This window comes from secondary endosymbiont of Ctenarytaina eucalypti, from assembly GCF_000287335.1.
Lineage (GTDB): Bacteria > Pseudomonadota > Gammaproteobacteria > Enterobacterales > Enterobacteriaceae.
Genome location: NC_018419.1, coordinates 209365 through 234648 on the forward strand (window position 1 = coordinate 209365; position 25284 = coordinate 234648).

The 25284-nt window shown below is 44.5% G+C and carries 14 protein-coding genes; 6 read left to right on the forward strand and 8 right to left on the reverse strand.

What is annotated here, in order from left to right; all coding sequences use genetic code 11:
* Positions 1 to 168 precede the first annotated feature (168 nt).
* Positions 169 to 897 (forward strand): outer membrane protein assembly factor BamD, encoded by a 729-nt coding sequence (gene bamD / locus A359_RS00545; protein ID WP_083838623.1) that lies wholly within the window; start codon positions 169 to 171, stop codon positions 895 to 897.
* Positions 898 to 2408: 1511 nt separating this feature from the next.
* Here bamD and ihfB read toward each other — a convergent pair.
* From ihfB to A359_RS00570, 5 genes are all read right to left on the reverse strand, one after another.
* Positions 2409 to 2711 (reverse strand): integration host factor subunit beta, encoded by a 303-nt coding sequence (gene ihfB / locus A359_RS00550; RefSeq protein ID WP_014887835.1) that lies wholly within the window; start codon positions 2709 to 2711, stop codon positions 2409 to 2411.
* An 87-nt stretch (positions 2712 to 2798) separates the two neighbouring features.
* Positions 2799 to 4475, reverse strand: coding sequence for a 30S ribosomal protein S1 (rpsA, locus tag A359_RS00555; RefSeq protein WP_014887836.1), 1677 nt, complete (start codon positions 4473 to 4475; stop codon positions 2799 to 2801).
* A 112-nt stretch (positions 4476 to 4587) separates the two neighbouring features.
* Complete coding sequence (cmk, locus tag A359_RS00560) at positions 4588 to 5271, reverse strand: (d)CMP kinase (RefSeq protein WP_014887837.1); 684 nt, start codon at positions 5269 to 5271, stop codon at positions 4588 to 4590.
* Between the two features lie 3122 nt (positions 5272 to 8393).
* Complete coding sequence (gene serC, locus A359_RS00565; protein ID WP_014887839.1) at positions 8394 to 9479, reverse strand: 3-phosphoserine/phosphohydroxythreonine transaminase; 1086 nt, start codon at positions 9477 to 9479, stop codon at positions 8394 to 8396.
* A 2439-nt stretch (positions 9480 to 11918) separates the two neighbouring features.
* Entirely contained in the window at positions 11919 to 13019 is a 1101-nt protein-coding gene (locus tag A359_RS00570) for a glycerol dehydrogenase (RefSeq protein WP_014887840.1), read from the reverse strand.
* A gap of 2003 nt (positions 13020 to 15022) precedes the next feature.
* Between A359_RS00570 and A359_RS04485 the strand changes: the two genes are divergently transcribed.
* The 5 genes from A359_RS04485 (at position 15023) to corA (ending at position 22074) form a co-directional block, all read left to right on the forward strand.
* On the forward strand, positions 15023 to 15202 hold the full coding sequence (locus A359_RS04485; protein WP_014887841.1) for a hypothetical protein: 180 nt from the start codon (positions 15023 to 15025) through the stop codon (positions 15200 to 15202).
* Positions 15203 to 15320: 118 nt separating this feature from the next.
* A complete protein-coding gene (dapF, locus tag A359_RS00585) occupies positions 15321 to 16145 on the forward strand; it encodes a diaminopimelate epimerase (protein ID WP_014887842.1) in 825 nt (274 codons plus the stop codon).
* Between the two features lie 1512 nt (positions 16146 to 17657).
* Positions 17658 to 18374, forward strand: coding sequence for a 5-amino-6-(5-phospho-D-ribitylamino)uracil phosphatase YigB (gene yigB / locus A359_RS00590; protein ID WP_014887843.1), 717 nt, complete (start codon positions 17658 to 17660; stop codon positions 18372 to 18374).
* A gap of 258 nt (positions 18375 to 18632) precedes the next feature.
* On the forward strand, positions 18633 to 20786 hold the full coding sequence (gene uvrD, locus A359_RS00595) for a DNA helicase II (protein ID WP_014887844.1): 2154 nt from the start codon (positions 18633 to 18635) through the stop codon (positions 20784 to 20786).
* A 337-nt stretch (positions 20787 to 21123) separates the two neighbouring features.
* Positions 21124 to 22074 (forward strand): magnesium/cobalt transporter CorA, encoded by a 951-nt coding sequence (gene corA, locus A359_RS00600; protein ID WP_014887845.1) that lies wholly within the window; start codon positions 21124 to 21126, stop codon positions 22072 to 22074.
* Between the two features lie 234 nt (positions 22075 to 22308).
* Here corA and cysC read toward each other — a convergent pair whose 3' ends face one another.
* The 3 genes from cysC to cysD are packed head-to-tail and all read right to left on the reverse strand — an operon-like array spanning position 22309 to position 25277.
* Positions 22309 to 22929 (reverse strand): adenylyl-sulfate kinase, encoded by a 621-nt coding sequence (gene cysC, locus A359_RS00605; protein ID WP_014887846.1) that lies wholly within the window; start codon positions 22927 to 22929, stop codon positions 22309 to 22311.
* A complete protein-coding gene (gene cysN / locus A359_RS00610; RefSeq protein WP_014887847.1) occupies positions 22929 to 24356 on the reverse strand; it encodes a sulfate adenylyltransferase subunit CysN in 1428 nt (475 codons plus the stop codon). The genes cysC and cysN overlap by 1 nt, the downstream gene beginning before the upstream one ends.
* 12 nt (positions 24357 to 24368) lie before the next feature.
* Positions 24369 to 25277, reverse strand: coding sequence for a sulfate adenylyltransferase subunit CysD (gene cysD, locus A359_RS00615; protein WP_014887848.1), 909 nt, complete (start codon positions 25275 to 25277; stop codon positions 24369 to 24371).
* Positions 25278 to 25284 lie beyond the last annotated feature (7 nt).

Below are 25284 nucleotides of genomic sequence, written 5' to 3' on the forward strand. Positions count from 1 at the left end.
TTTAGAATCCTACTAGTGGGATAGAATCCTCGTCTAGAGTTTTCCTCATTTCTAATGAGGTATAATTGCATGGTTTTATATTGTATCGATTAATGATCTCAGTGAACGAAAAGCATAAAATTTCTTTATTTAAAAATCATGGGGGTAAGAAAAAAAGTTTTCATGCGTATGCGATATCTCGTAGCAGCAATCACACTGACTCTAGTACTAAGCGGTTGTTCTAGCAAAAAAGATTTTGTTTCAGATTACCGCTCCTCCCAGCTCTATGCCTCCGCAAATCGAAGGCTGCAGGAGGGTAACTATACCGATGCCATTAAGGAGTTAGAATTATTAGATAACCACTATCCCTTCAGTCCTTACACACAGCAGGTCCAGCTTGATTTGATTTATGCTTACTATAAATCTGCTAACTTTCCACGCGCACATATTTTTATCAATCGGTTTCTTCAGCTGAATCCGATGCATCCAAATGCTGACTACGTCTTCTACATGCGTGGCTTGACTAATATGACGCGGAATGATAGTGCATCACAGATAATATTCGGTGGAGATCTTGCCGATCGTAGCCCAGAGAATGTGTACGTTGGATTTCGTGACTTCACACAACTGATGCGGTCTTATCCGAATAGTCAGTATCTTATGGACGCCAATAAACGTTTGGTTTATATCAAAAACCGCCTGGCAAAACATGAACTGGCAATAGTTCAATACTACAACAAACGCGGCGCCTATGTTGCGGTGGCCAACCGGGTTGAGCGGATGCTGCATGACTTTCCGGATACGCGAGCGACGCGTCAGGCGCTGCCCTATCTGGAAAGAGCTTATCATTACTTGCAGTTAAACAACGAAGCGGAAAAGGTAATGAAAATCATCGCGTTAAACCCGTTACCACGGTAACCCAAAGCATGATTAAGACTATGTTGTATTCAGCTATAATGTCTGTATGGTTAATACAACTAAGCTGCTTCTTTTGTATTAACTGAAACAGCGTAAGAGTCAATTTTTTCTTCAGAAACAGGGATGTTAGTCAGCGGATCCGGTGAAATATTACTCTGCAATAGTAGCGTTTCTGTTGGGTTTTCTATTCCCGGCAGCGCCTCTCCTCTTTTTCCTATAATGCATTGAGATTTAACATGATCACATAATTTCAATAAGTAAGTCAGTCGTGTCAACTAACGCTAGGCTTGCAGCATTTTTCAGGCGTTTTAAATAGGGTCATGACCTATGGTGTGCGCCTAGATTTTCTCGGGCGGTGCTCCTGAAAATATATTTTTCTTAGCGAACGTAGCAATTTAGCTCCTGCAGGTATGGGTGTGCATAATCAGCGAGGGTCTTTTACACACAAGTCATTCTATGAATGCTGATAAATTTAAAGGTGCCGCATTTCAGGTATGCAGTGCATTTTAAGGTAATAGATAAAAGTTTGGTTCAAAACGAGATATCATAAGACATCACTGGGATTAAATGATGACGGTTACTTATCTATATTTCTGCTGTATTGTACTATACAAGCACATAACGAGTTAGCAGCTAGTAAGGCTATTTTACTTCATGAGGATTTCCTCAAACAGAGTGATATCGCATCAGTATTTGACCTTTCGAGCACAACTCTTGATACATAAGCTCGATCATAACACTAATGAAGCTCATGCTAAGATACGCCAACTGCTCTTTTCTCTGCAAGCTAGAACAGCTGTTGAAGTTTAGTATAAAGACCTCAACATTTCATGAAATTACTTCTTGAGTCATTTGAATGGCACGATCCTTGCAAGTTGTTAGTGCATGAAACTCTCCCTCCGGGGCGTTGAACATGAGTGCTAGTAAGATATCGAGGCCCTCCAGATGTGGTTTATAGGAAAACCCTCCGAGAAAAAGCTGGAGAGCGGTAGCTGATGGTGTTTACCGATACACATAGCTGTAACAGTAATCTTTTATCCCTATCAGCAAAAAAGTATAAAATATTACAAAAAAAATCTTATTCACCAAGACAAACTATATGCCGTATTAACACACCTCTCGGTGACTATATGAGTGACTGTGTCCCTATGATGCATAGATGGAAGAAGAGACGATGACGATAGTTGTGGCACCGCGCACAAGAGCACAAACATCCTCAGCATTCCTAACAGCACCCTCATGACTTTACAATAAACCCGCTTAGCCTACAGACGTCAAAAGTTCTGATTTTAAAAATCTCTTAAATTAGGACGATGTGAAGTTTCCAGAGCAGTTGTTTTATGAGCGCTGGTGACTTTTAAAGCATAGTCTTTAATATATTAAAGGTGATTAATATTTAAAAAATATCGGCTCGGCTCACTTTTCTTCCATCTATTAACAGTATGGATGATCGCTAAAGGCCTTATTAAAAAACCCCTCAAGATACTATTGCAAATTTGCAATAGTCTTCGCTACTCAGTTTGCAAAAGTGAGTTGTAGACGTTGGCGCGATCGCGCAACTCTTTACCGGGCTTAAAGTGAGGAACATATTTACCTTCAAGCGTTACCTTATCACCAGTTTTTGGATTTCGGCCAAAGCGCGGGGCTCGGTAGTGAAGAGAAAAACTACCAAAACCGCGGATTTCGATGCGCTCACCAGCTGCAAGCGTCATCGCCATATGCTCTAGTATCTCCTTTACTGCATCCTCAACTACTTTTGCCTGGATATGAGCCTGATGGCCCGCTAGCCTTTCTATAAGTTCGGACTTGGTCATAAAAATCCTCCCAGTTTACGCGGCGCTCTTCAAGAGCCGCGTTACAACCTATAATAACGTCTAGGAGTAGACTTACTTCTCCCATTATTACTCGCTTTTGGTTGCTGCTTTAAATGCTTCAGCCATTGCATTGACAAAATTACTTTCTTCCTGCTTATTGTTAACGGTACTAATGGTTTCTTTCTCGTCTGCGTCGTTTTTTGCACGAACGGATAGACTTACAACACGGTTTTTTCGATCGACCCCGGTGAATTTGGCCTCTACATCATCACCGACGTTCAGGATCATCGTAGCATCTTCCATCCGGTCACGAGAAGTTTCAGAGGCTCGAAGATAACCTTCTACGCCGCCTGCTAATTCAACTGTAACGCCTTTTGGATCTACTGCTGTGACCTTACCAGTAACCATGGATCCTTTCTTGTTTAAAGCAAGATAGGTGTTGAATGGATCTTCAGCCATCTGCTTCACACCCAGAGAGATACGCTCGCGATCAGCATCAACCTGTAGAACTACCGCCTCAATTTCATCACCCTTCTTGTATGCACGTACAGCTTCTTCGCCGACTAGATGCCAAGAAATGTCAGAAAGATGCACGAGGCCGTCGATACCACCATCCAGGCCGATAAAGATACCAAAGTCGGTAATCGATTTGATTTTCCCCTCAACACGATCACCTTTGTGATGAGTGTTAGCAAACTGCTGCCACGGATTTGCTTTGCATTGCTTCAGTCCGAGGGAGATACGACGACGCTCTTCGTCGATGTCCAGCACCATCACTTCCACCACATCACTCACGTTAACCACTTTGGACGGATGGATGTTTTTGTTAGTCCAGTCCATTTCTGAAACGTGCACTAATCCCTCCACACCCTCTTCGATTTCAACGAAGCAGCCGTAGTCGGTCAGATTGGTCACGCGACCGGTCAGGTGAGCACCTTCTGGGTAACGTTTCGCGATAGCTATCCACGGATCTTCTCCTAACTGCTTCAAGCCAAGTGAAACGCGGGTACGCTCACGATCGAATTTAAGTACTTTAACGGTGATTTCGTCGCCAACGGTTACGATTTCGCTCGGATGCTTCACTCGCTTCCAGGCCATGTCAGTAATGTGTAATAAGCCATCAACGCCTCCTAAATCAACAAAGGCCCCGTAGTCTGTCAGATTTTTCACGATCCCCTGGACTTTCATGCCTTCCTGTAGGTTTTCCAGGAGCTGATCGCGTTCGGCGCTGTTTTCAGATTCTATGACGGCACGACGGGAAACAACAACGTTATTGCGTTTCTGATCTAGCTTGATGACTTTAAACTCAAGCTCTTTGCCTTCTAGATGTAGGGTATCCCGAACAGGACGAACGTCAACCAGAGAGCCCGGCAGGAACGCACGAATACCTTTTAGTTCTATGGTAAAGCCGCCTTTGACTTTTCCATTTATAATGCCGATCACCGTGGCAGATTCTTCATACGATTTTTCGAGTATTAGCCATGCTTCGTAACGCTTGGCTTTTTCACGGGACAGCAGTGTTTCACCGAAACCATCCTCGACTGCATCTAGGGCGACATCAACCTGATCACCCACTTCGATTTCCAGCTCGCCCTGGGCATTACGGAACTGCTCGACAGGAATGGCGGATTCAGATTTTAGGCCGGCGTCAACCAGCACTACGTCTTTCGCGATGGAAACAACAGTACCGTGAACGATGGAGCCCGGACGGGTTTCGATTTCTTTCAAAGACTCTTCAAAGAGTTGAGCAAAAGATTCTGTCATATTTGATAATCTTCAGATTTTTGATGAACGGCCATCCAGCAACCTGCTTGATGGGGTTGTTGTGCGCGCCTCGCAGCTTTTCTCATTGCGGCGTAATTTAAAATCAAGATCGTTAAGATAGCGCCAGAATCTTCCGGATGTGAGCCAACGCGTTAACTATCACTTCATCGATCGTCATTCGGGTGGAGTCGAGCATTAGCGCGTCATCTGCCGGTAGCAGTGGTGCTACGGTCCGATTGCGATCACGATCGTCACGTTCCTTGATTTCGGACAAAAGGTGTAAAATGTTAACGCTAACGCCTTGTTTGTGCAACTGCCACATGCGTCTACGCGCTCTTTCTTCCGACGACGCGTCAAGAAAGATCTTTACCAGTGCATCGGGAAACACCACAGTTCCCATGTCACGGCCATCGGCGATGAGCCCGGGCGAAGCGCGAAACGCACGCTGACGCTGCAGTAGGGCTTCACGTACACGAGGAAATGTGGCAATATGCGATGCGGCACTTCCGACAGCCTCGTGACGGATAGCCTCGCTGACTTCTTCCCCCTCGAGCAGCACTGTCATCTGACCGTGTGTTACATTGAAGCGAACATCGATCTGATCAGCAAGTGGCACTAATGCCTCTTCGCTGTCAATAGCGACCTGCTTATACAGGGCTGTCAGTGCCATGCTTCTGTAGATCATGCCAGAATCTAGTAAATGCCATTTTAACGCTTGTACCAATGCTTTACAGAGCGTTCCCTTTCCTGCGCCACTTGGCCCGTCAATACTGATGACCGGGGCTATAAGCATCATTGCCTTCTCCTTTATAAGCCAATGAGTGTAAAATCCTCAGGAACATATGAGGCTTGAAAGTGAATTACTATACCGTTAATGACATCTAAACCTTGCTCTTACTTACTATTTTAACGCTTCGTGCGACTATGATCGTGCTCTTGAAACTATCTGTCGGGAAAAATTAGACAAATTTCTTGATACATTAGGGCCTAAGACTGCTTACCTCTATATTCAGGGAGATCATTTTATCCCTACTTAAGAGAGGTTGTGCCCACTATATGCTGCTTGGTTGCTTTTGAGCGTCAACCGACACGTCTCTTTGACATTTCGGTCTGGTAATCGCACTCAGCACAGTAGTGTTTCCGCTGGCGACGAGTGCGGTATTAGGGATGCTAAGCAGTGTGTCAAGGATAAGATTTATGTCTGCGTGCAACGTCATTGTTGCCCTGGTGAACAGTCGCGCTCATCCTCCGCTCGAGGGATATGGCGAGGCGCATAGTACCATGGGTACACTGTAGTAACCAATAACTCTCATGCTGATGGTGCACCCGAGAGCCGAGGATTTTCTTGCCACTGATAAAAATATAACCTCCCTGAAGGCGCCTAAACCTTAGATAATTTCTAGACGCACGGCATGCTCTGTTATCGGGTCGGTTAAACACCTAAAAAGCATTATGCCTCACCTCGATACTCAAGTCTGCAATCAAGGTCTAATTAACGTTAGACTGATGGTACTATCAAGTAGAGACATCTTACCGTAATTGTAGATTAGGGTGTTTCGTGGTGTTGCTATCAATATTTCTGTTTTTTATTACATGCATTTAAGGAGAAGAAAAGTTTATCATTATCACATGGTCCCTTACTATGCATGTGACTCTCAAGCACTGCGATATTTTTTACAGTTGTGGATATAAAAAATAGCTAAGCCATCCCGCGATAGAAATAGATAACCGCTCTTTGATACTATAATCAACTATTGCCCCACTCAGATCAGCCGATCACCGCGGTGCTAATAAGCTGTTTTTAATACACACAATGTTACAATAATGAGGGTATTAGCTAAACCTTGGTCTGCTACCAAGGAATGCCGTTGTGCGTTTCTAAGCATTCCTAGCAGCGCAATGTGCTCAACTGCTTTTACCATTGCGATCGATGACCCTGCTTCTCATTATAGTTATACATAATCAAATGACGACTCAGAAATCTTTTGAACCGCCTCACCGGGTCTCGCCAGCGAAAGCCCGCTGATGGTATTCATGTTATTTCTAGTGATCATTGTTGATTTTAAGGTATTGATCTTAATTCATATAATGACTTTTATTTCATGAAGTGAGAAAATGTTTTGCTTTCCCTCTAGCGGAATAAGTGCTTTTTTCTTCTGTAAAATAGTGGCATGTGAGGCATGTCATTAACGTATATCACATAGCTGGAACCCGCCGCCTGCCGGCTGCTTTCACAGATTTTCTCTATTAAATCTGGAAGGACGGGGCTATCGGCTGTATTACTGTGCGATAAAGCAGCATAAATAATTTTCTATCTTACTATGCACTGCCAGATATTGATTAATACCTACAATATTCTGCCTTCTCCATGCTTCTGGCTTGCAGATTCTCCTGCGCTAAAAAATTTTAGGTTCTTGCTATCCATCACTGATGTATAATATCATTTTCTGTTTCTATTGTTATTCTAATATTGAGTATACAAGCTTGCTTGCTCATCGAGGACTTTTTCGAGCTAATTAGCACGTTCTATTATACGTTAAACAGCAAGTCAACTAAATGCTGTATCTGCTTTTCCCCTCGCAACACGCTGTATTTTTAGCTGATCACTTATAGCGTAGTGATATCTTAATCTAAGCAGTTACCCGAGAGGTAGGAGGTTTAAGACGGAGTTTTTCTACCCATCCTGATGTATTAAAATCAAGAATCTTATACTGTCAGTGCAATAACCCCGTTAGTCTCCTCAAGTACCAGCATGACCTTCAATCTCATCAGAAAACGGCACTTCTGAGAAGATAGGCATTTTCTATTAAAATCTTTTAATAAAACAGTACGCTTTGTTATAATGCAAAAATTTTTGGTCGTTCACCAATAGCTAGTGCATCGATTTATGCGTTCTGAACATCAGGCTATTTTAGAGCGTGAGTGTTACTGGTTACTTCGTAATATTAAATATTTGCTATCTCTAGATAGGGGGGACGTTTTTATAATAACTCTTGTGCACTGTGCTAATAGTTAACTCAGGTTTTAATGTATTGACATCATAGTCATTTAAGCTGAAGGAATGATCCCTAAAAGACAGGTTCTCGAAGAAACTGAGTGGGCGAAAACCGTCTTTTCCAACGCAACGGACTAATGGTTGTTGATTTAAAGTTACGCTGATAATGAGAAAGATGCAGAACACTATCGCGTCATAGACCATAGCCGGATGACTATGTTGTTAACCATGCCTCACATTGCCTAAATCATGTCACGATACCTCCGCTGAGAGTGCACACAGCTAAATTTTAGTGTTTTCAAAAATACGTGCACCTAAGAGCATATTTCATATGTTACACAACGTATAACAAATGACATTTTGTCCGTACCACTGTCTGTAGCCTGATGTAGTAAACTGTTTGAAATGTACCAGAACAGCATTTAGGCTTACTTTAGTAAGACTCCCGCACTATTCCTACATCATAATTTCTTTACAATATTAATTATATTTTAGTGTATATCTGATTGAGCGAACTGACAAGGCACGTGGGGATAGAACGTTTGGAAGTATGGCTTATAAATCTAGGATTAGACGGTTGTTATCAAATAACTATCATTCACAGCTTCATTTGGCATGTTACCACAATTGAAGAGAACATAAAAATTTTTTATAGTAAACTGATAAATATAATCAAAGTGCAGTCAATTTATATATGCTTCTTCAATAAAAAAATTTTAAGTGCGTCACGACGCAGGTTGTAGTAAATAAGTAATACGTGACCAAAGAAACAAGAAGGTCATTCTTGAACAGCAGTCTCGGTAGAAGAATGCTATTCTAGAAGGGCGAAGTGAAATTAAGGCTAAGATTCTATATGTAAGAAAAACTCTAGACGAAGATAACATTACGAGCTAGACCCCGGGTCCGACTGCAGTCAGCGACGGCTACGCGTGTCGGCGTATAAACCCCAACATAAAGTTGACCAGCGCCTGCAAGCCTGACAGAGGCATGGCATTATACAGTGATGCGCGCATCCCTCCTGCGACTCGGTGCCCATTCAAAGCATGCAGCCCCGCGGCCTGGGATTCTTGCAAAAAGAGCTCATCAAGATTGCTGTCCAGCAATCGAAATGGCACGTTCATGCACGAGCGATTCTCCGATGCGACAGTATTGTGATAGAACGCGCTCTCGTCAATAGTGCGATATAACAGTGATGCCTTGAGCTGATTACGTTTATGTATTTCTGCTAGCCCGCCCTGCGCTTTTAGCCATTTAAAAACTAGACCCGAAAGATACCAGGCGAATGTCGGTGGTGTGTTGAACATAGAATGATTTTGGGCCAGCACGCTATAATTGAGAGCGGAAGGTAGCATTGTAGCTGCGCGCCCGAGTAAATCCTCACGCACGATGACCAGTGTCAGCCCGGCCGGCCCAATATTTTTCTGCGCGCTAGCATAGATTACTCCAAAGCGGCTCACCTCTAACGGACGTGATAGAAGCGTGGAGGAACAGTCCGCAACTACTACCCGGTCGCCGAAATCCGGCGTTTCATTAATGGCAAGTCCGTCAATAGTTTCATTTGGGCAATAGTGCACATATGCGCTGTCAGGTGACAACTCCCAGTCTTTCATCGGTTTAATACCTTGCCTTCCATGGATTTTAATGCTAACGTCGATGATTTTTAAAGCACAATATTTTCGTGCTTCTTGTAGTGCGCGGTGAGCCCAATAGCCACCATCGATATAATCGGCGTGGGAGGCACCCCCTAGAAGATTCATAGGAACTGCGGCGAATTGCATACGGGCGCCGCCCTGGCAAAAAAGAACTTTATAATTTTCAGGGATGGCGAGTAGCTCGCGTAGGTCTTGTTCGGAAGATTGCGCTACTTTGAGAAATTCTTTACTGCGATGACTGACCTCCATCACCGACGTACCCAGGCCATTCCAATTACATAACTCTTGCTGTGCTGTTTTCAAGACTTCTATCGGCAGCATAGCCGGGCCAGCACTAAAATTAAATACCTGATTCATGTCCCCTCACTCCAATGCTCTAGAACTACCGCTAGATAACCTATTATCGCTCAATGTTAAAATGACATAAATAAAAAGCGAGCTCTGTTGCACAAGAGCGTCTTATGCATCTTCTGTAATACAATGGTAGTAGACAAGACTCTGAATCTAAGGTCTGTTTTTTCATGAGATTTCACTTCATGATTATACGCTTTAGCAATCAATTAGTAAAATAAACAGAAAGCATCAAATTTTGCATGCAATGTAACCAGACGGGTATGAGCTGAAAAAGGATATAGAAAAGTTTTTGATAGAGATGCTTATTAGCCGGAGTACTTCTAACCTTTTTGGTGCCTTCTTCTGAAAATTCATCGTCGAATAGCATAACTCTCTAGGATTGAACAATAATCACCAGCACTTGCCTTATGGTGCAGTGTAATCGATGATGAAAATCGCATAAAGTAATAAAACTGCGCAAGTTAACTTTGTTAAACCAATCGATACTGTAAGATCATCTTTCGTATAAAACCTTACATTCCTTTCGATATAGGCCCTAGCTGCTATTAGGGCGCTTGAACAGTTAACACTCACCCATCCACCCGACTGATAAAATAAAGTGCACTAGCACCACACTTTTCTAGCAGCATCATATAGAGCAGTTAACTCTTTTTGCATGGAGAGAGAAAGCTTCGATTTGACAGCCTGAATACACACTATGTCTGATTAGACAGGGCTATGGATTATCGGTGATCATAATGAAAAAGTTTTTAGTCTTGGACTTAGAGCATGACAGGAATGCGTAAGATTGATTGTCAAATTTATCGCCCTGTCTCCAAGACACTTTGAATAGTTTGTGCTTAGTCAAGTAACGACAGCAGCTAATGACAACATAAAAACGTCAATACATGCTAACAGGGTTTATGTAACAGTTGATAACAGCGGTCTGAATATTTTTGGTAAAGAAATTATAGCGCGTCCCGATGCTGTATATTGAGAAATACGGTGTATGGAGTAAGCGTTATGGGAAAGTGGGTGCAGAGATTTAGCTTTTTCAACAAACTAGAGTCTTTTAGGATTTTGTTGCTGGCGGGGTTGTAGTTCTGTACGGCGCACAGCGTTCGGTTTTTTCTAAAAGCATAGCAATCCAGTTTAACTCTGTTGATATGTGCATCACCTTACCTTCTGCTTAGCATCATAGATAAATAAAGCTATAGGAATACCTAGGAGTGTTTTAAAGGGGCAGGGAACTGTTGCTCTTCAGTGAGAAGAGATGATAATTTACTGCCCGATACTTTATATAACTCACCTCCTCCTTGATGAGAAGAGTACGGTTTTGCCAATATACCGCCTATTACGCTGCGACGTGAAGGAGGCTTATGTTCTGCCTCAACAGATCATTATGCAAGTGATCTTTTGCGTAATCACTGGCGGTGGGCGGCTATCTACCCGGACATGCTGGTTGTAATGAGTTTTTCGAAAATTTAGAAGAGCCTGTGCATCAATAGTTCTACTATACTAAGATCAGCGCAGATATGTTTATTTTTCGCGTTTTCCATAAGACTAGATACAACAGCTTACGGTATACGTTACATTTTTCTACACCCTGCTACTAGCAGACTGACGCGTTCCATAATTACATCGATAATGTTAGTATCTATGAAGCGTTCTATTTTACTGAAAACTTTTTTAATGCGAGTTCTGCTAAAAAATTACTCGGGTATCTTAGTAAGCGTACTGTGATTTTCAAAATCCAGTCTACTCTTTAGCCTAACGTTTTCGGCGTTAGGCTAAAGAGTCTTCTCATCAGCAACGACAGCGGTGTTTGGCTCTCTCTGAGTAAAAGAGAGGGCTATCACGTCGTCTAGAGATAGCTACTTTATCTCTCCCATACACAACAATAACTAACTCCTCTATTAAGATTGTCAGTACCTACGCTTACCAGCCAGCCAGCCAGCCTGCATGCATGCATGCATGCAGGCTGGCAAGTGCATGAGTTGGTGATTTTCAGCTTTTAGCCATATAAAGAGAATATGTTATAGTTTATGACCAGCGCGTTTACTGCCTGCAATTACCCTATTGTAGTTCAAAAACCTTTCAAGCAGTTATGTGAGGCTACGCGCTTTTTATCTCTACAGCTATGAAGAAATGATAACGCTTGCAGCGCTTAACTCGCTTCAGCTATTAAAAAATAGCAGGAACATCCCCATGGTGTCAATATATCCTAGCCAGTTACTAATTCGTCCAAAATACTTGTGATTTAAAAAGATGAGCCATTTACTAAAAAGCACTGTACCGGCATGCTTAATATAGCAATCTCAGAAAAAACTTTAGACTCTCTCCCTAGAAATTCACCAGAAGAGAAAAATTGAGAATAAAGACCGCAACGGCACTGACCAGTAAAGTTAACACAAGACGTTTTATTTTACCTAATTCGGCTTCTTTGACGGTTATTGGCACCTCTCAATCGGCAAGGGTTCGGCTGAATGCATCAACAGCAATGATCGCCTGTGCCACCTCTTCAGCGCTGATGTAAGCATTTAGATTACCAAGAGTGTCCGCTTTTCTACAAGCCAGGGCACCTACTTTCACTAGGTTTTCATAGGGTTCATTTTCTAAGTGGAGATCTTTAAGAGTGGTTGGCATGACAATTTGGCGGTAAAAGCGGATGTATCGGGCAATTTCTTCATCTGATCGTTGCTCTAGCACCATGTGGCTCAGGGTGCCATAGGCGACTTTTTCACCATGGGTCAAATCATGAATACCCCCATGAATAGCAGCAAAACCGTTATGGATCGCGTGGGCGCCAGCCAGCCCGCCGTTTTCAAATCCTAATCCAGACAGGAGGGTATTGGCTTCTACTACTGCCTCGACAGCTGGAGTGACCTTTCGCTTGGCGACCGCCTGATAAGCGCTATATCCATAGGTGAGCAAAGTCTCTTCGCAGGCAGCTGCTATTGCTATACCGGCAATAGTCGGTTTTCCGCCCACCATCGAAAGGGCATTCGTACGCTTTACTGCCTGTGCCTCTACGTAGGTGGCAAGGCCATCGGCGATTCCCGAAGCGAATAGTCGTACTGGTGCCTGGGCGCAAACAGCAGTATCAACCAGAACTAATTCCGGGCTCTTGTTGTAAAAGCGATAGCTATCGAAAACGCCGTAGTCGCTATAGATGACAGATAGCGCGCTACACGGAGCATCGGTCGAAGCAACCGTAGGTACAATAGCTACGGAGTGTTTTAATTCATCTGCTACTGCTTTGGCGGTATCCAGAGTTTTACCGCCGCCGAGCCCGACTACCACAGAGGTCTGCAATTCACGAGCCAGTACCGCTAGCCGGAGAATTTCTTTACCTGATGCTTCACCGTTAAAACGCTGATAATGATAAGCAAGACTAGATTTTTTTAATGCAACTTTCACCCGATCGCCGATAATGCCCCATACTACATCATCTGCGACAAGAAAAGCATTGGTGCCCAAGGCAGACAGGTAATGGCCCAATTCATCCAAGGCGCCGCTGCCTTGGACATATTTTCCTGGTGACGAAAAAATAAAGTTTCTCATAGATGTACCTCGATCATTAAACATGCACTATGCCGGCTTCTACCGACGGTCTCCAGAGTGGACCGCTTCTACGATTGTAGTTCAGGCGGCTGGATAGTGCGTGGCTGAGCCACACCTAAAACTATTTTAAATAAAAGGAGTGCGATCCACGAGGATGCTTACTATCGACTGACGATGAGGCTAAAAGCATAATGAGCTGTTGATATTATTCAGGCCACACTGCATTGCTCTGGCAGTTCGGAGTTGGAGACTATACACTCGGCTATATCATGCATGACGCTTGCACCTCAAGAGTAATCCTTTTTTAGGTGATGCTGATACTCTTAGGCATACCTGGCACTATAATCGAGCGAGGTACTTGGACTATCGACATCACCTCAGCTTATTTGAATCGCATGGTTTTCGGATGACTCGCCATAAGGTTATTTCCCGCTACATAACTGTTTTGGTTAGAGGAATCGATTGTAAACATATTGTCTAGTTCTGGTTACTGTTACTGAGATGCTTTTTTGATATTAGCGAAGTTATGCTTACAATATCAGTGTTGCCAATATTATTTTCTACCTTCTATGGGGGTAGGCCGGGTTTTAGTTTCTTTCTTGGCAGAGAATCGTGCGAGCAACATGCGTCATGCTTTTATTAACAGAGAATCATGCTGTTCTGATATAAAGTTGTAGCAGAACATGCTGAGGCGCTCGGGTGTACCGGTTTCTCATCAGGGCTCATTGCCTCATTATATGTTAAAAGGATCAATTAATTGATTAAGCATGCGCAAGTAGCCTAATAGCTCTTAGCCAACACTTACCCTATTTTGTAGATAGGCTCTTCTTTATCAACTTTTAGTAGAGCCCTTAGGTGATGGGGAATGCTGCGCCATAAATCGGCGCAGATCATTTTATATAGCGTGCTATCCGAGGTGAGATGTAATGTACCCACACTCTGTATTTATCAGCTTTCGCCTTCCTGGAAAGGCTATGCGCCTTCACTAAAAAATTTTAGGCCGGTACTATCAAGAACGAGATTAATAATTTAACCGCGTGTTGACGTTTTTATGCTGATCTTTACCGCTATTGCTTGCTTGCTGAGCAATAAATTTTTAGGTACCTTATCGGTAGCAAAATGCGTTAATACATTACGTTAACGCATCCTATTGGCCTCTTAGCTAGCGCGTGCAGCAACCTTACATGATCAGGAACGTCGTGATGTTACTACTGTAAGTAGAGTGGCAAATGCTTCTTTTGTCAAGAGAGCTTTGTCTATCTATACAGAGCTGGCTGATTCAGCCATGCATCACTATCAGATAATCATGCTACTTGACGGCTTGTTACGTACATCACTAAGTGCTTTCAAACTTTGCCGTGTGATAGAGAGCATTCGCTTACATAACCTATATATCATCGATCTAGTTATCACCCCCGAATCAGGCTTTATTTAATTAAAATCTATATTGCTCTATTGTGCAGATGTCATAGGTATGCTCGCGATCCGTCAAAGCGCTTACTGAATGACACTTTTAAAAAACATAACAGTAGCTGCATCGTCTAAAAACCAGCTGATCCTTGGCGAAATTATTACAAATTTTAATGTACTCAATAAACCAGTTCACAAGACAATTTTCACTAAAGCCAGTACAGCTTTATTGCAAAAACAGCATCCGAATTATCCTAAACCAAGGGAATAACAAGTAAAATATCAATAAATAAGATGATTTCGGCCTCTCTAACATAAAAGAGAACAATGGTATTTTACTATGAGGTGTTCATAGGAGATAATTGTAATCCGGGATGTCCCTTTTGCTCATGCGATCTAATCTTAATACTTATAAGGTGAAGACAGCCATTAGTACACAACACCGATAGCATATAATCTATTTATTCACATATGTCCATTTTGGTCAAACTCAGATGTATAAATTTTTTGTTAGTTACAATTGCCCTTGCCTTTTATATGTCACCTGCGATTATAAGATGCTTAGAACAGACGACACGTAGGTGATGAGTCAAATGAAAAACGTATTTCATCATGCCGCACTGGGATTAATCCTGATGGGGCTGTATGGATGTGGTTTAAAACCCCCTTTTATTGTCCAAAAGTGGGACAATACTGATCAAAAGCAAACAGTAACAGTAGAAGCCAACGCTCACGAAGTCGTTGACTTAGTAATCCAAAAGTATCGACTTTGACCAGGAATGATTTCAGTAGCACTACTTGCGAGCGTCAATGAATGCAATCAAGACTCGGTCGCTTTCTACCAAAAGACGGGCTATGTTAGGCTATTAGTTACTCAAAAAGGGGTGGGATATGCGGTTCTCAAAAATGCATAGCCTGGGTAACGACTTCATGGTCGTGGATTCCTTAACGAAAAATGTTTCTTTTTCACCTGACATGATCCGCCGTCTCTCGCACCGGCATTACGGTGTCGGTTTTGATCAATTATTAATGGTGGAACCGCCCTATAATCCGGAACTGGATTTCCATTATCGAATTTTCAACGCTGACGGTAGCGAAGTGACCCAATGTGGTAATGGCGCGTGTTGTTTTGCCTATTTCGTGCGCCTGAAGCATCTGACTAATAAGCGCAACATCCTCGTGAGCACCCAGGCGGGGAGAATGGTCTTGACTATCACGGAAAACAATCTGGTACAAGTCAATATGGGAGAGCCAAATTTCAACCCAAAGCAAGTGCCATTTCGCGCGGCTAAAGCTGAGAGCACTTATATCATACGCGTGGCGGGACAGAGAGTGCCGTGTGGTGTGGTGTCCATAGGGAACCCCCACTGCGTGATTACCGTAAACAGAGTGGAGAGCGCGCCAGTTCTAAGGCTAGGACCGAAGATAGAGCGTCACGAGCGCTTTCTGAACAGGGTTAATATTGGATTCATGCAAGTGTTAAACCGTGAGCATATCCGCCTAAGAGTTTATGAGCGTGGTGCAGGTGAAACCCAAGCATGCGGAAGCGGTGCTTGCGCTGCAGTCGCGGTAGGCATCATGCAGGGTAAATTAGAAGAGCAGGTGCGCGTAGAGCTACCTGGCGGCCAGCTTGATGTTAACTGGCGAGGGCCCGGTCATTTTTTATATATGACTGGCCCCGCAACTCATATCTATGAGGGATTAATTTATTTATGACGCACGGTTTCACACAGGAGGATAGCAAAAAGACTTGATCATCAAGAGGTGATCTAATATCTATTGGCATACCGGGATGATGCTCTCCACGCTGCTAGGATCATAAACTCTAGAAAGCAGGTAGCCTTGCTAGATCCTGCTTTCCGATACGCTGCTTTATTGCACTAACAAATTGGCACCAGAGTACCGATATCCCGCAGTTAGAAGATGATCTCGTGCTGATTGATGAAAAACGAGTATACTGTATCCGTACACCGCTCAGCTACTTATAACTGCAATGCCAATCTATAGGCATTGCAAGGCGGTGTACGTACGGGAGCCTATAAATCAGATCAAGCGCTAGGCACATCAGTTGACGACTGCAAATAAAAGCATATCTACATGCTACTTTAGTGACTAAAAGTAGCAAAGTGATCTGTCAGGGCGTGTACTGGTGCTAATAGAGAAAATGGATCACAATGATCATGCTATCAAAAATCTGTAAACAGCTTAGCATTTCTGCCCCTTCAGTTTATAGTGGAGGCTTCTTTCACCGTCTCACCACGCCGGCATGATGCATGACTAGGCTGTGCTAATGTTAACTACTCAGTATGGAAAGAATACCGTGTTATTATAGTATTTACAAAAGCTTGTTCTGTTCTAATAGGACGCTTGGTCAAAATAAACTAGACCGACATGCGATCTCCGCTATGGCTGAAAATAGATCCCTTGCTGCAATCTGTTCGGGTGGCGCAGCAGTGGGTCTGCTTTATGAGAATAAGGGGAGAACTTGGACGAAGTAGATCCCAGAAACTCGAGCGCAGTAAGTCTCTCTTTTTAGTTAGCCAAGGTTGAGCCGAAAGAGTGGTGGTCGAGAGTCTCGTGTTAGATTTTTTCTAGGATGATCAATGAGCATCTTCCCGCTGAGAAAAAAACATGGCGTACGCTTTCCCCTCGCCACGCTACGACCTGCATCTTCTCAAGAAGACATGCATCGATAAAGTTAACCTACTTCTAGATATCGATCATATACGAGCACTAAGCTACGCGGGCTCATGAGGTGTGGAATCATCATATATCATTTCCCACGGCGTCGAGAAAAATAAATGGGTCTAAATTCAGTCACGTTTCTCTCCGTGATTGCAATGTGTGAACGGCAAAATGGCCAATAAAAAACGTCAACGACCCCAGATTCTACCGCCGTAACCTAACTGGGACTATGTAATCATTATGCGCATTTAGCATGATGTGGCGTTGATCCGCCAAAACAGAGTGCCGATGATTGTAGGTAACGTACAGAAACATCTTTGTACATAGGGCATGCAGAAAAAATCAATAATTATGCTAATTCGGGTATGCTAAGTCACTTTTTCACTGTCCATATGCTGGAATAAAGTGCTAACTAGCGTTCACTGTCAGCGCTACTTGGGCATACTAGATACAGAATGACCCAGACCTATACTCACCTTATTTTTTAGTCTTGGGTATCGTCTGACGAGGTCGCGAACCCACTAGCTAACCGGGGAAAACCTCATGCATTTCTATCGTTCTTTGCGAGAGTTGCGCGCGTTAAGCTTTGATCTTGATGATACGCTTTACGATAATCGGCCTGTTATTTCGCGCACTGAATTCGAGTGCGTGCGGTTTCTGCAGCATTACCATCCCGCTCTAAGCGGGCTAGGGCAGTACGATTATGAGCGATTGCGCTGTGAACTTCGCCAGCGTGAGCCAGAGATTTACCACGACGTCAGTTATTGGCGATGGCGCTCTATCGAACTGGCAATGCGTAAGGCGGGGCTTAGCGAGTCAGAGGCGCGCATCGGAGCCAATTCTGCTATGGAGGTCATTATGCACTGGCGTAGCCAAATAAACGTGCCAGTGGAAACCCACAGCACTCTAGAGAAATTAAGCACCCGATGGCCGCTAGTAGTTATAACTAATGGAAACGCTTCCCCTGAGGCTTGCGGACTAATGGGCTATTTTCGCTATATTTTTCGTGCTGGCCCGGATGGCCGAGCCAAGCCCTATCAAGACATGTATCAGCTAGCGGCAATAAAATTAAATGTACCTCCCTGCAATATTCTGCATGTGGGCGATGATTTGGAGGCGGACGTCACCGGAGCCATTCGTTGCGGAATGCAGGCATGCTGGATCAATGATCGCAGCTGTAATTTTGCTTCTGCTGCTGATGCGCGGCTGTTACCGCATCTAGAAATTTCACGACTAGCATCCCTAACAGCTTTGTTTTAATTAACACTAAATTTTTAATTTTTGAATCATGGAGGATAGTGCTCTTTTACGATGAGGTTTAGTAAAGAATACTGCTCTTTGAGAATTGTCATTACCTCATTCGGCATTACTTAATGATGTTAAGTTAAAGTTATTAATCACTGTTTGTGAAAAACAGTAATTAATATATTTATTCAACACATGAATCGGGGTGTGTCAATGTCCAGTGTGTTTGTCGACCTAGGACAGTAATACCCAATTTTATATTCAAGGCCACCTATGGACGTTTGTGATTTTCTCAACATCTTAAACGAAAAACAACGGGAAGCCGTAACGGCGCCGCGAGGTAATTTACTCGTGCTAGCAGGGGCGGGTAGTGGTAAAACCCGGGTCCTAGTGCACCGCATTGCCTGGTTGCTATTAGTTAAACACCACTCTCCCCATTCGGTAATGGGAGTGACCTTCACCAATAAAGCAGCGACGGAAATGCGCTACCGTATCGAACATCTCCTTGGAACCAACCAAAACGGAATGTGGATAGGCACCTTCCATGGGTTAGCCCACCGTCTACTGCGTGCACATTATCAAGAGGTTAACCTGCCTTCAGATTTTCAAATCCTTGACAGCGAGGACCAGCTGCGTTTGTTAAAGCGTCTCATCCGTACGATGCAGCTTAGTGAGAAGCAGTGGACTCCGCGTCAAGCGATGCGGTATATCGGTGGGAAAAAAAATAATGGCGTGCGCCCACAGCATGTGGAAAGTTATCGCTATCCAGCGGAGGCGACCTGGCAACGTATTTATCAAACCTATCAGGACGCTTGTGACCGCTCTGGGTTGGTTGATTTTTCTGAGCTTCTTCTCCGCGCTTGTGAACTTTGGATGAACAAGCCGCATATTCTACGCCATTACCACGAGCGGTTTACCAATATTCTGGTGGATGAATTTCAGGATACGAACCCAATGCAATATGCCTGGATACGCATGCTATCTAGTAATGTTATGATCGTGGGTGATGATGACCAATCGATTTACGGCTGGCGCGGTGCTCAGGTGGAAAATATCCAGCGTTTTCTAGATGATTTTCCCGAGTCGAAGATCATTCGTCTAGAGCAAAATTACCGTTCCACTAACAATATCCTGCAGGCCGCTAATGCCCTAATCGCGCACAACGGCATCCGGTTAGGCAAAAAGCTATGGACCAAAAGCGTAGAAGGGGAGCCAATTACTCTTTACTGCGCCTTTAATGAAGTGGAGGAGGCCCGTTTTGTCGTAAACCGTATTAAAGTAGAAAAAGAGTATGGCAGGAGCCTCAATGACTGCGCTATTCTCTATCGTAGCAACGCCCAGTCACGTGTAGTGGAAGATGCTCTCTTGCAAGCGGGAGTGCCTTATCGTATTTATGGCGGCATGCGCTTTTTTGAGCGGCAGGAAATCAAGGATGCGCTCGCTTATTTACGACTCATGACTAACCGAAATGACGACGCAGCATATGAACGGGTGGTTAATACGCCTTCACGTCACCTTGGTGATCGGGCCCTCGCGGTGGTGCGTCAGATCGCTTCTACCAGGCAGCTGACGCTTTGGCAGTCCAGCCGGGCGCTGCTTGCCGAACGGCTGTTGTCTGGAAGATCTGCCGCCGCACTACGGCGGTTTTTAGAGCTTGTAGATGTGCTGGAGGAAGAGACCGCGGACCTTCCGCTATGCCTGCAAACTGATCAGGTGATAAAAAAGTCCGGTCTTTGGAATATGTACGCACATGAAGAGGGCGAAAAAGGTCAGGGGCGCATTGAAAATCTGGAAGAGCTTGTCAACGCCGCCCGTCAATTTAACGACCATGATGCAGATCAGGATATATCACCATTGCAGAGGTTCCTTGCTCACACAGCTCTGGAGTCTGGCGAGGACCATCACATTGCCTATCAGGACGCAGTTCAATTAATGACGCTACATGCTTCCAAAGGGCTAGAGTTTTCCTACGTATTCATTATCGGGATGGAAGAAGGCATTTTTCCTAGCCAAAGATCGTTATCTGAAGACGGACGCCTAGAAGAAGAACGCCGCTTGGCGTACGTTGGCATTACCCGAGCAATGAAAAAGCTGACTATTACTTATGCAGAGAGACGAAGGTTGTACGGAAAAGAAGCCCACCATAGGCCGTCGCGTTTTGTCAGTGAACTACCGAAAGCCTGCGTGGAAGAAGTGTGTCTTCGCGCAAGAGTAACCGGGCCGGTTAGCCAACAGCCTCTAGCTGTGCATCTGAGGGGGAATGATGGCGGTTTCCCTCTTGGTCAGCGAGTGCGTCATCCAAAATTCGGTGAAGGTACTATTTTAAATGCAGAAGGTAGAGGCGCGCATAGACGGCTTCAGATAGCCTTTTCAAGTTATGGGATTAAATGGCTGGTGCTCGCTTACGCTCGCTTAGAAACTTTTTAACATAGCCTACCCCACGCTTTTTTATATAAAATAGAAAAAGGGCTTTTCTCACGTATTGACAGTCTTTTTCTTCTCAGCGTAACATGTCTGTACTCTTTCAAAGAGTAAATAACGCCTTGGATACCCCCAGTAAATACTGGCTCGATAATCTGTGTATCAGGTACATCTACTCAGGCTGCCTCCAGCGCCGGCTGTCTCAGTGGTGGTTAGCTACCTGCAACTAGCGTCATGCAAGATTTAGATCTTTAACGGTCTGAAACTCGACAGTGACTCCTCACCGCCTATTTCTGTGATCTAATGCGTTTCCCGTTTGTGGCTATAAAAGAAACGAGGGCGTATGCTGAATGCATTTAAACTGGAACATCATCGTTTATCGCGTCTTGATACCGATGAGATCGGTACTCTAACCGCAGCGGTATGGGTTGATTTAATTGAACCCGGAAAAGATGAGCGTGAACGGGTACACCAGGAGCTGGGCCAGAGTCTCGCGACACGCCTAGAGTTGGAAGACATCGAAGCGTCTGCCCGTTTTTTTGAGGACCAGGACGGGCTACATATACATTCTTTTTTCTTTTATGCTGACACGGAAGATCACGCTGGCAACGCCACTGTAGCGTTTACGATCCGCGCAGGCCGGCTGTATACCCTGCGCGAGCGAGAATTGCCTGCGTTTCGACTGTACCGGATGCGAACTCGCAGCCAAACGCTCCTTGATGGTAACGCCTATGAGCTTTTGCTAGATTTGTTCGAGACTAAAATTGAACAGCTAGCAGATGAAATCGAGAACATCTATAGTGATCTTGAAGCTCTGAGCCTAGTCATTATGGATGGCCACCAGGGTGATGAGTATGACAACGCACTCTCTACCTTGTCTGAGCTGGAGGATGTAGGATGGAAGGTTCGCTTATGCCTGATGGATACCCAGCGTGCGTTAAATTTTCTGGTGCGTAAAGCACGACTCCCTTCAGGACAGTTAGAGCAGGCCCGCGAGATTCTACGTGATATTGAGTCACTGCTGCCCCATAATGAATCACTTTTCCAGAAGGTAAATTTTCTGATGCAAGCGGCGATGGGATTTATCAATATCGAACAAAACCGAATTATTAAAATATTTTCAGTGGTGTCGGTCGTCTTTTTGCCCCCAACTCTAGTTGCCTCAAGCTATGGAATGAATTTCGAGTTTATGCCGGAGCTGAAATGGTCTTTAGGCTACCCTAGTGCCATTATGTTTATGATTTTAGCTGGGGTGGCGCCGTATTTGTATTTTAAACGTAAAAACTGGTTATAGATTGTGATCTGCAATAAAAAACCAAAGCCGAAAGTTTTTCTTTGAGACCCACTTTTACTTCAATTCTAGAGCGTAGATATATGGCAAGAGGGCGAATGTATCAAGAGAGAGATCTTTTCTCTCTGATGTGAGGAGGATTATTTATAGCATGCATAAGATGCTAGGATTGGCATAATGACAACTATATCTTGCTAATAATTTTCAGTAAAAATTGTCTTTACGCTGAAATAGAATTCAGGGATCGAGCATAAAGCGCTCATTCAAGAAACCTAATAAACAACCGGTTAAATTTGACAGTAACTCTTTGCCATCAAGATGCAAATCCGGACGCTGAGGCGTCTCATAAACGGCGTCGATTCCGGTAAAGTTAAGCAGCTCGCTGCTATGTGCTTTTTGATACAGCCCTTTGGGATCGCGTTCCTGGCAAATTTTTAAAGGCGTATCAAGAAAGACTTCTATAAATCGGTTCACAGGCAGCATGTCACGTACTAGCTGCCGTTCGTTTCGGTGTGGGGAAATAAACGCTGTCAGTACCATAAGACCTGCGTCTACCATCAAGCGCGCCACCTCGCCGACCCGGCGAATATTTTCGCGTCGGTCCTCATCGCTGAAGCCAAGATCTCGGCAAAAGCCCTGTCGAACGTTGTCACCGTCTAACAGATACGTGCTTACGCCTCGCTGATACAGCTCTTTCTCTAGCAAGCCTGCGAGCGTAGATTTTCCTGAACCAGAGAGACCAGTAAACCAGACCACTGCGCCTTGATGCTTATGCAATAACTCGCGATCCTGGCGAGTCACTGGGTGAGTGTGCCAGACCACATTGTCATTATGCGGAAGCACAGCATTATCGGCCATCATTTATCTCCTAATAGACCGGTTGCCCCCCAGTGGGGGAAATAACGACGCACTAGAGCATTCAGGTCACGTTCAAATGCACTGTAATTTCCATGTTTAAGGCAGGCGTCTTTCAGCGTCTTCCGGACCATGCCAGCGCCAACAGTGACATTGCTTAACCTGTCAATGAAAATCATACCACCGATAATTGGATTATCGTTGTACTTCTCAAGGATCATCGGTTCATCAAACGCTAACTCCACCAGTCCAATGCCATTCAACGGCAACGTATCCGTTATGTGTTCGGTTAATGTATTAACATCAAACTGATACTCAATATTCAATACCTGCGCGCAAGTTTTTTTACCGGCAATTTTTATATTGAATCTCTGTCCCGACAAGAGCGGTTGTTCAGTCATCCATACTACATCTACCTTCGCGTTTTGCACGGGCAGTAGCGTCTCGCTCGCATCTACCAACAGATCACCACGGCTAATGTCTAGCTCATCTGACAAGACTAGCGTAATCGCTTCACCAGCCCAAGCCTCAGGCAAATCGCGATCAAACGTAACAATGCGGTTAATGGTGGAGGTCGCGCCGGACGGTAGAACTTTAAGCGCCTGACCCACTCGCAATACACCAGCCGCTAAGGTTCCGGCGTATCCGCGAAAATCTAGATTTGGACGATTTACGTACTGCACAGGGAAGCGCATAGGTTGCAGCTCGTTAAGGTCAACCACCTCTACGGTTTCTAAGATATTCAAGAGAGTGGGGCCTAAATACCAAGGCATTCGCGTAGTTTTTGAGGCGACATTATCACCTTCTAACGCGGAAAGAGGAAGAAACTGGATGTTTAAATCACCCGGTAACTGTTCTGCGAAGCGCAGATAATCCTGACGTATGTTCTCAAATACCTGTTGGTTAAACTTCACGAGATCCATCTTGTTCACTGCTACCACTAAATGACGGATGCCCAGCAGGGTGCTGATGAAGCTGTGGCGTCGTGTTTGGTTCAGCATCCCTTTGCGCGCATCGATCAGCAAGATGGCTAAGTCACATGTCGAGGCGCCAGTAGCCATATTGCGGGTGTATTGTTCATGGCCTGGCGTGTCGGCAATGATAAATTTACGCTTTTCAGTTGAAAAATACCTATAAGCGACATCGATAGTAATGCCCTGCTCGCGTTCAGCCTGTAGACCGTCTACTAATAGCGCTAGATCTAGTTTGTCACCTTGGGTGCCAAGACGCTTGCTATCGGTATACAGAGTCAATAGCTGATCCTCGTAGATTTGTCGAGTATCATGTAGCAAGCGGCCAATCAAGGTGCTTTTGCCGTCATCAACACTGCCGCAGGTCAAAAAACGTAGCAGGCTTTTTTGCTGTTGGGCGTGTAGATAAGCTTCTACTCCACCCTGTAGGGTAATCTGCTGAGCTATAGCCTTGTTCATGTCGATGGCTCCTTAAAAATAACCCTGACGCTTTTTCATTTCCATCGATCCGGATTGATCGCGATCGATCAGTCGGCCGTGGCGCTCACTGCTAGTTGACACTAGCATTTCCTCGATAACCTCAAGCAAAGTCTGAGCACTCGACGCTATAGCGCTGGTTAGCGGCCAGCAACCGAGCGTGCGAAACCGTACCATGCGTTGTTCGATCACTTCACCCGGCTGTAGGTCAATTCGGTCATCGTCTACTGTAATCAGCATGTCGTCTCGCTCAAGCACCGGCCGCTTCTTGGCAAGATATAGGGGTACGATTTCTATTTTTTCTAGAAAAATATATTGCCAGACGTCGAGCTCAGTCCAGTTAGAAAGCGGGAAAACACGAATACTCTCGCCCTTGTTGATTTGACCGTTATAAATGTGCCATAGCTCTGGCCGCTGGTTTTTTGGATCCCAGCGGCTAGAGCGGTCACGGAAAGAGTAAACGCGCTCTTTAGCGCGAGATCGCTCCTCATCGCGCCTGGCGCCCCCAAAGGCAGCATCGAATTTATACTGATATAGCGCCTGCTTCAGGCCCTCGGTCTTCATGATGTCGGTATGCTTGGCACTTCCATGCAGGAAGGGGTTGATGCCCATTGCTAGTCCTGCTGGGTTTTTATGAACAAGCAGCTCGAACCCGTAGCTTTTAGCAGTGTGATCTCGAAATGCATACATTTCACGAAATTTCCAGCCTGTATCTACATGCAGCAGCGGAAACGGTAGTTTTCCTGGATAAAAGGCTTTTCTGGCTAAATGCAGCATCACGGATGAATCTTTACCGATGGAGTACATCATCACGGGATTACTAAATTCAGCAGCCACCTCCCGGATAATCAGAATACTCTCAGCTTCTAGCTGTCGTAGATGTGTAAAACGTTGTTGATCCATAAATGAC